Genomic DNA, 9,159 nt, shown 5'->3' on the forward strand with positions numbered 1-9,159 from the left:
TGCGTGCTCAATTAAAAGTTGAAATCATATGAAGCTGATTCCTCTTTTAGTGTTTTTTCTTCCTCCAGGGCCAGATCCAGATCCGCTATGGACTGGTCAGGCGTTGCCACGGCCTGCTCAACGAATTTTTTCATTCTTTCGGTCAGCAGTTGTATGCCAGATTCTTCGAAGAGATCAAGGGAATATTCTACATTCAGGTATAGTTGCTTTTCCGTCATTTTAAAGGTAAACCGCAAGTCAAGTTCACTTTTGTCAAAGTCAATAGGATAATCCATCACTTCAATACCCTCGAAGGTTTCTGTTATTTCATTTTCCGATTTGAAATTGAGAAACACGAGAGCTACATCGAAGACAGGTGCCCGACTGGTATCCCGTTTTACGCCTAAATCTTCGGCTATCTTTTCAAAAGGATACATCTGATGATCAAAAACTGACAATACATTGCCCCTAACCTTACCCAGCAAGGAGTTAAAGGTTTCATCATTGGCTATTTCAGTTCGTATAGGCAGCAGGTTCACATAGAAACCTATCTGATTTTCAAGGTCTTTATGATGACGACCTCCTGTAGATGTACCTACGACAAAGTCTGACTGTCTGGTACACCTGTTGAGGTACCCATTGAGCAGTGTCAGAAGGGTCATAAACATACTCGCCTGACGCTGAGCTGTCAGTTCCTGCAATTGCTCCACCAGACTGCTATCAAAAGCAGTATAGATATTACTGCCTCTATAGGTTTTCACTGCCGGTCTTGGGAAGTCTGTAGGAAGTTCCAATACCGGTACTCCATCTTTAAACTGCTCTTTCCAAAATGCCATATGACTGGCCAGGCTATCGCCCTGTAGCTGCTCATTTTGCCATGCTGCGAAATCCTTATACTGAATTCTAAGCTCCGGTAATCTGACCTCCTGACCTTTGAGTAAATGATTATAAGTGCTGATCAATTCTGTAGCAAGAATTCCCATTGACCAGCCATCAGATACAATGTGGTGCATGTTGTAGAAAAACAGGTGTTCGTCATCCTTCAGCTTTATCAGCTTGGTTACAAACAGTGGTGCTTTTGATAGGTTAAAGGGTTTGGAGGCTTCCACATTAACCTGTTCCCGCGCTTTTTCAAAACCGTCTGCATGCTGTGAGAAGTCCAATACCTCCACTCCAAATGGCAAGGCACCCTTTTCGCGGATTTTTTGTTTTGCCACTCCTTTAACCATCTCAAAAGAGGTTCTGAACACTTCGTGTCTGTCTACCAGGAACCTAAGCGCATTTTCAAACACTTCCAGATTCAGTGTTCCCTTTAAGATATAGGCATTAGGTATATTGAAATTATTCTTTCCTTCATGGGTTTGCTCTGCAAGCCACAACCGCCGCTGGTAATGCGAAAGGTCATAGTAATCTTGTTGTGGTACAGCCGCTATTTCCCTGAAACTGCTTTGCTGCTCCATGGTCAGTAGCGTTTCGGCCAGTTGCGCCACAGTGGGTTTACTAAATATATGGCTAAGTCCGATGGTAATTCCAAAGTGTTCATGGATGCGCTGTGCTACCTGGATGCCATTAAGTGAGTGCCCTCCGATGTTAAAGAAGTCATCGTAAATACCAATATCACTTCTTTCAAGTACTTCACTCCAGATACCTATCAACTTCTCTTCCACTGTATTTCTAGGAAGCTCAACAGCTTTTTCTCCAGTAAGCTTTTGCTGACAAATGCGTTCTACTTCGGTTTTATCAACTTTTCCATTAGCTGTTAATGGTAATTTCGATAACAAAATATACTCAGCAGGACACATATAGTCTGGCAGTTTTTTACCTGCGAGCACTCTAAGTTCATCTTTGATTAATTTCTGATCCAGGAACTGCGTGTGGCCTTGGAAAAACTGCTCATCAGGTATGGTTTCCTGACTGGCATCAACCTCAGGTTTTATACCATAGATGTTGTAGATATTCGTTTCCTTCAGGAATTCATCCTGATCCACAATGGTATCAAACCCTCGCTCCTTCAGCTGCTCTACCACTTTTGACTTCATGCCATTGTTATCATGTACTTCGATCACAATCTGCTTTATCTTTTGCCAGCAGTCCGCATCAATGCCTTCCAGCACATCCCACTCACTTTTCTCCACATCGATTTTGAGCAAGTCTATTTTCTCGATGTTATTCTCCTTCACCACATCAGCCAGCCTTCTTAGCTTACAGGTGGCCTTCTGGCTATAAACACGCTCTTTGAGAAGTTCTTCAATCTTATCCTCAGAAACCTCTTCTCCTCTTTGCTTGATTTGACTGATCACGTATTGTCTTACGTTTTCATGCTCTTCTGCCATGTTTCCATACCTGCCCGACATCACCGTATTGTTGGGATAGTAGTCAAACTCAACGGTCATCTCTTTATTAGAAAGCCCAATATTCAACGGTGTGATATTCGTTTTGTAGAGAGCCGCATTTTCTGCCAGACTCGCATAAACAGCAGGCAATGGTTCGAATGAAAACACTTTGGTATCCGGGAAATACAACGAGGAGAACAATGAAAACAAACCAATGTTGGCTCCCACATCAAATATGGTATCTCCGGGCTTTATTTGAATATTGTGTTTTAAATAAGTTCGATCTTCAAAAATCTCAAAGTAAATGAGGTCAGTCTCACTTTTATTCTGATGATGAACCAGCATACCATTGGGAAGCATTTCCAAATGCTTATCTCCGGTTTCTGCTGACAGCAATTGCTGCAAGGCTGGTGCTTTCTCCGCATCAGGAACAGCAATTGCTGTCAGGAACTCATTCCCTGAGCCTTGATGGGTCAGGTGAATGTGAACATCGTTGATAGCAGAATGCTGACAAAGTGTATTTGAGATCTCGCCAGGTTCTATCCTGTTTCCTCTAACCTTTATCTGGTCATCTTTACGCCCCAGGTAGAGTAATTCTCCACTTTCCAGCCACTGTCCTATGTCTCCGGTTCTATATATCGTATCATACTCAGTTATGAATGGATTGGCCATGAAAACCTTCTGGGTTAGCTCAGGTTGATTCACATAACCTTTAGACACACCGGCTCCTGCAATGCAAATTTCGCCGGTTATACCCATAGGCAGCATATTGCTTTGCTCGTCCAGCACATATAGATGCGTATTGGCAATGGGCTTTCCGATGGTAATAGGAGCTGCGTCATCTTCTATTAGTTTTATAGCACTACCAATTGTAGTCTCTGTAGGCCCATATTCATTATAGATCTTAATATCAGCGTTCAGGGCTCTTAATGTATTGATAGCAGCATGTGTAAGTGCTTCGCCACCTAGTATAACAGCATCTACATTAGTTTTCTCTATCCCCAAATGCGCCAATACTGCAACGTGTGACGGGGTCAGTTTTACTGCATTAACTGAGGAAGAGGCTGAAAATATTTCCCTTAAAACACTGTCTACCTGATTATTTTCATCAAACACTACCAGTTTATCGCCTCTGAGTAAAGTCGAGAATATGGACGTGAAAGTTAGATCAAAACCTACCGGGGTGAAAAACGGCATCACATGACCTTGTTGGTTTTGGAAGTAATACGCATTAGCCCATAGCAAATAGTTCGATAGGTTCCTGTATCGAACTTCAACGCCTTTGGGAGATCCGGTAGAGCCGGATGTAAAGATGATATAGGCTACGTCGTCTGCATTGCTCTGCTTTGGAAGCTTGCCTGCAACATCTGCTAATTGGTCAAGCTGAATATCAAGGGCAAAAACGTGGCCCTCAAAGTAGCTCACCTCTGAAAGTTGATCCATTTCTGTAAGCAACACCTTAGCATCGATCTCTTCCAGTATATATTGTTTTCTTTCGTCAGGGATTGCCGTATCTACAGGCACAAGGGTAGCTCCGGCCTTCCAGATAGCCAACATAGCCACCACCATGTGATGGTTCCTTGTTGACATTAATGCTACGTTTTGCCCTGCCTGTAAAGCGTAATTTTCGACGAGATATGAAGCCAACCTATCCGCCTGATCATTTAGCTCCTTATAGGTCAACGTATCCGTACCAAATTCGACGGCAATTAAGCTTTCGCATTCCTTGGCTTTTGATTCAAATAATTCTATAAAGGTCTTAAAATCAGTATGCTCAGGAACCTGATTAAATTCTTCTATCTGCTTCTTCTTATCATCTGCTGTTGCCAATTCAAGTGAATTGAGCTGCAGTTCCGGACTTTCACATACCTTGTCCAGCAACATTTGGAAGTGATCGGTCATGCGCTGTATCCGCTTCTTTGTGAAGAGGTCAGTATTGTATTCCACCACCATATGGAGATTTTCAGCATCTGGGTGGAAAATGATAGTCAGGTCATATTTGGTATATAAAAACGATCTGTCCATCGCAGCTATAGGAAGCTCGCCTCCTCCTTCATTACCCGTTTGAGATGCTTCCAGTGCAAGGTTTTGCAATGCGATGATCACATCAAACAACGGAGAGCGTGAGGCATTTCTTTCGAGATTCAAATCATCAATCAGCCTGTCGAAAGGATAAACCTGATGCTCGTAAGCTTCAAGGGTAGTTGCTTTCACCTTATCAAGCATAGCAATGAAGCTGTCATCTCCATTAAAGTGTGTTCTTAACGGCAATGTATCAAGATAGTAGCCAATCTGACCTTCCAGGTCTTTGTGCTTTCTGCCTGCCTCCACCGTACCAATGGTGATATCACTGATATTCGTGTATTTGTAAAGCAGGGTTTTTACCAGTGCCTCAAGGGTCATGAAAAGGCTGACCTGGTATTTATTACTCAATTGATTGATTCTGGACACTTTATCTTTATCAAATACCACCTGAACTCTGTCTCCATTGAAGGTCTTTACAGCCGGTCTGGAGAAATCAGTAGGCAGGTTAAGCACCGGGGCCTTTTCACTAAATCTGGTAAGCCAATACGCTCTATGGCTTTCAAGGTTTTCGCCTGACAGCTGATCGTTTTGCCACTCCGAGAAGTCTTTATATTGAACTTTTAGCGGTGAAAGCTGATGTCCGACGCCCTTAGCATAAGCATCGTAAACCATCAGAAGCTCTTTTAAGAAGACTTGCATAGACCACCCATCAGAAATGATGTGATGCATGGTCAATAGAATACCAAATTTACCATCGGCCAACTGGATGAGTGTAAACCTCAGCAAAGGTCCTTTTTCAAGATCAAAGGGTATGTTAGCCTCTTCTTCCGCCATTTTTCTGGCTTGTAATTCCGCATCGGGCTGATTCTTCAGGTCAACAAAGGTGATATTGAATTGGAAATCCTTGCTCGGGATTATTTTTTGTCGTGGCTCGTTATCCACTTCAACAAAAACTGTTCGCAGGCTTTCATGTCTTTCTATTAACGTACGGAATACTTTCTCCAATACTTCCTTGTCCAGAGCGGTCTCCAGGAAGTAGGCTCCTGCAATGTTATAAGCCGTTTTGGCTGTTTCGAACTGGTTGATCACCCACAATCTTTTCTGCGCATGTGATAAGGCATAAGTATCTCTTACCTGTGCAGCAGGAATATGCTGGAACTCCTCCTGAGCTGCGTTAAAGATCAGCGGTGCCAGTTCTTCAATGGTGGGGTTCGCAAATATATCGCCCAGATCGAGGCTTACATTACACTGGTTTTGGATGCTCCATATTACTTTGGTTGCTTTCAGGGAATGTCCTCCGATCTCAAAGAAGTTATCCTTGACACTGATACCTTTATTCCCTAGTATTTCCTCCCAAATGTTCAGCAGTATTCTCTCGGTTTCATTTCGTGGCAGGATTACTTTTTTACCGGGATTCAATTCGATCCCTTCCAGGTATGGCAGCGCTTTCCTGTTGGCCTTCCCGTTGGTGTTCAACGGGATTTTGTCAATGATCTTTATTGTGGCCGGCACCATGTAGGATGGTAAATTGGCGCTACAATATTGATTGATCTCTTTAAGCAGTGACTTGGGATTGGAAAAAGCGATCTTTGCTCTCTTCTTCACATTATCTTCTTCTGATGCTTCTTCGTTGGCCTTGCGGGCATACACATTATAAATATTGGAGTTGGCCAGGGCATCGTCCTGAAGGCTGTTAACCTTAAAACCTGCTTTTTCCAGGCGCTGGGTAATTTGCTCCAACCGGCCATCGATATTCTGTACCTCTACTACCAGTTGTTTAATGATATTCCAATGCTTATCCTCTATTCCATTCAGAATATCCAACTCGCTTCGTTCTGCATCTATTTTAAGCAGATCGATCTTGTCAACTTTGTTTTCTTCAATGAAGTCAGAAAGCCTTTTAAGATCGCAGGTCACCTCCTGGCTTTGCAAGGTCTGTTTCAACACGTCCTCCATTTGCTCAGCGGATAGCTGATCTACAGACTTTTGATTCTGTGAGGCCAAAAATTCCCCAACCATTTCCTTGTCACGACCCTGCTGACCATATCTACCGGAGATCACGGTGTTTTGAGGGTAGTAAGCAAAGGTTATTTGCTCCTGCTTATCAGAAAAACCAAAGTTGTATGCCTCAATATCAAAAGGATACAGGCTTGCATTGGCCTTAAGGCACTCATAGATCGGAGGTACCGGTTCAAAAGCATATACCTTGGCTGAACGGGCATGAAAACCTACATAAGAAGCAAACATACCTATGTTAGCCCCAATGTCAAATATTACGTCTCCATCATCGATAGTGATACCATGCTGGGCATAAATGTGGTGCTCATATATTTCATGGTAAGTATGGAGTGTCTCAGACTGATTTTTATGGAATAGCATCACTCCGTTAGGCAGATCAAAGAGCTGCTTCAAAAACTCCGGATTGTTGGTTTTGTAGTCCAACAGTTGCTTTACGGTATGGTTATCCTCTTCTAAAGTTATCGCTGCCTGCAGGCTGCTGTCTTCGCCGCCTTCCTGGTCAGATAAGTATACGCAGGCTTCTCTCACCGCCGGGTGGGCACCAATGGAGTTTTCTATCTCTCCCAGTTCTATTCTGTATCCTCTGAGCTTGACCTGATTGTCTATTCTTCCGAAAAATTCGATGGTACCATTTTCGAGCCAGCGTCCTTTGTCTCCCGTCTTGTAAAACCTTTCTCCAGGAAAGGCCGGGAGTTCAACAAAGCGCTCATGGGTAAGTGCTTCATTATTGAGATATCCGTTACAGACACCCGTTCCTCCTACTAACAGTTCTCCTATTACCCCCGGAGGAACAAATTCTCCATCCTGATTGCAAATGTACACTGTGGTTTCAGGGATGGCTTTACCTACAGGACTCCCTTTAGAGGGATTGTCAATATCTGTTGCAGTAAGCCTATGGTAAGTCACATGCACGGTGGTTTCGGTGATTCCATACATGTTGATCATGGCCACCTGCTCTAGCGGATAGGTCTTTACCCAATCTTTCAGACGTGCAGGCTCCAGACGGTCTCCTCCAAAAATGATGTAACGAAGGTCTGTTAGTTGGTCTTCAGTTCTCATATTTAAAATATGCTCTGAGAGGTATCGAAATGCCAGAGGTGTTTGATTGAGCACCGTAACTGCATTTTCCTTAATGTATCGCGCAAATTGGGAGATATCTTTTACCAGCGTTCTTGCTGGAACGAGCAGCTTGCCCCCATAGAGTAATGCTCCGAAAATTTCCCATACGGAAAAGTCGAAGTTATAGGCATGTGCCATCACCCAAACATCTTCCGATCCAAAGTCAAAAGGATGGCGATCGTTTTTCATTAACCGCACCACATTCTCATGCGTTATGATACACCCTTTAGGAGCACCGGTAGACCCTGAAGTGTAAATAATATAGGCTACACTTGCTGGTGTGGCAGGTGATTCGAATGCCTGGCTACCATACAGTTGTAATGCTCTCCTGTCGAATTGACTCTTACTGCGTGTATCTAAAACAGGTTGAGTAAAAGGCTTTTTGATTCCCAGTATAACATCATAGCGATAAAGCGTCAACTCATTTTGTATGGTTCCTGTTTTCTCTGATATCTTAACTGAATCAATGCCATTGATGTTGAAGGGTAGGTCCTGAAAGAATTGCTTCGAAAGAAAAAGCTCATTAGACCAGTCACTTTTAATTTTAAATGTCTTATCGGCATGCTCTTTTTTAAACTGGGTAAGGCTATCCAGAAATGCTTCTTTCAAATCCTGATCCTGCACATCACCTACAAAAATTATCCCCTGATCATTAAGTAGTGAAACTGCTTTACCCAGGACATCGAGTAGGTAATTGTGCCCGTTAAAACACTGAATTACACTATTGAGAATAACAATATCAAAATCTTTTTCGGCAATGGTATCCACCTCATGTGCCGGTAGTGTGCTAAGCTGAATGTTATCAAAGCCTCGTCGGCTTACTTCTTCTCGGGTTTTGGCTAATATACTGTCAGAAAGATCTGTACCGTAGTAAGACTTAACCAAAGGAGCAATCCTGAACATACTGATCCCTGAAGAACATCCGATCTCCAGTACGCGGGTATTCTCGTTCAAATAAGGCTCTAGCTTTTCAAAAATATTATCAGCGTACTCGTCCATTTCCTCACGGCTCAGGTCTTCTCCGGTATAGCTGGAAAACCAGGCTCCTCCTGATATATCATCATGGGCATTATCTCCTACATAATCCCATAAGTCCTTACGTCCCAATTCATTCGCGGCTTCCTTTTCTGCCAAATATTCGTCGCTATCAATGCAAAGCAGGTTATTAAGCTGTGAACACTCCCACTGCAACCTGTTCATGGTTCTGACATACTTTTTCTGAGAGATCAGCAATGGACTTTTCGTATCAGTCAAAAGAAATCTGATTCGCTCAAACGGATTCTCAGGATCTATGGGCAGATAGGCATTACCGGATTTCAATATTCCCAAAATGCTGATCACGGCCTCTATGGAGTTATCCAGAAGCAGGCCTATAATGGCATCACCTTTAATACCTCTTGATTGAATAAATGAAGCTATGGCATTGACCTGACCGGATAGTTCTCCATAGGTCAGAGACCTTGTCTCGTCTTCCAACGCCACCTTATCACGACAGGATACCACCTGCTCTTCAAACAGGTCTACAATTGTCTTGTCCTTTGAATAACCCGCTTTGGTTTGATTAAAGGAAATTTGCAGTTCCTTGTTTCCCTGCCCTGCATCCGTCAAACGGATATTTGATAACTTAACCATATATTATATTCATTTTTTAATTACACCAAAGTGATTGGTTTGGTGCTTAATT

Annotated in this window: 1 protein-coding gene; it reads right to left on the bottom strand. The window is 43.0% G+C overall.

The window, feature by feature from the left end; genetic code table 11:
* Positions 1–11 precede the first annotated feature (11 nt).
* On the bottom strand, positions 12–9,107 hold the full coding sequence (locus JMN32_RS22775; RefSeq protein WP_202858694.1) for a non-ribosomal peptide synthetase: 9,096 nt from the start codon (positions 9,105–9,107) through the stop codon (positions 12–14).
* Positions 9,108–9,159: the final 52 nt, after the last annotated feature.

Source organism: Fulvivirga marina (assembly GCF_016775155.1).
Taxonomy (GTDB): Bacteria; Bacteroidota; Bacteroidia; order Cytophagales; family Cyclobacteriaceae; genus Fulvivirga; species Fulvivirga marina.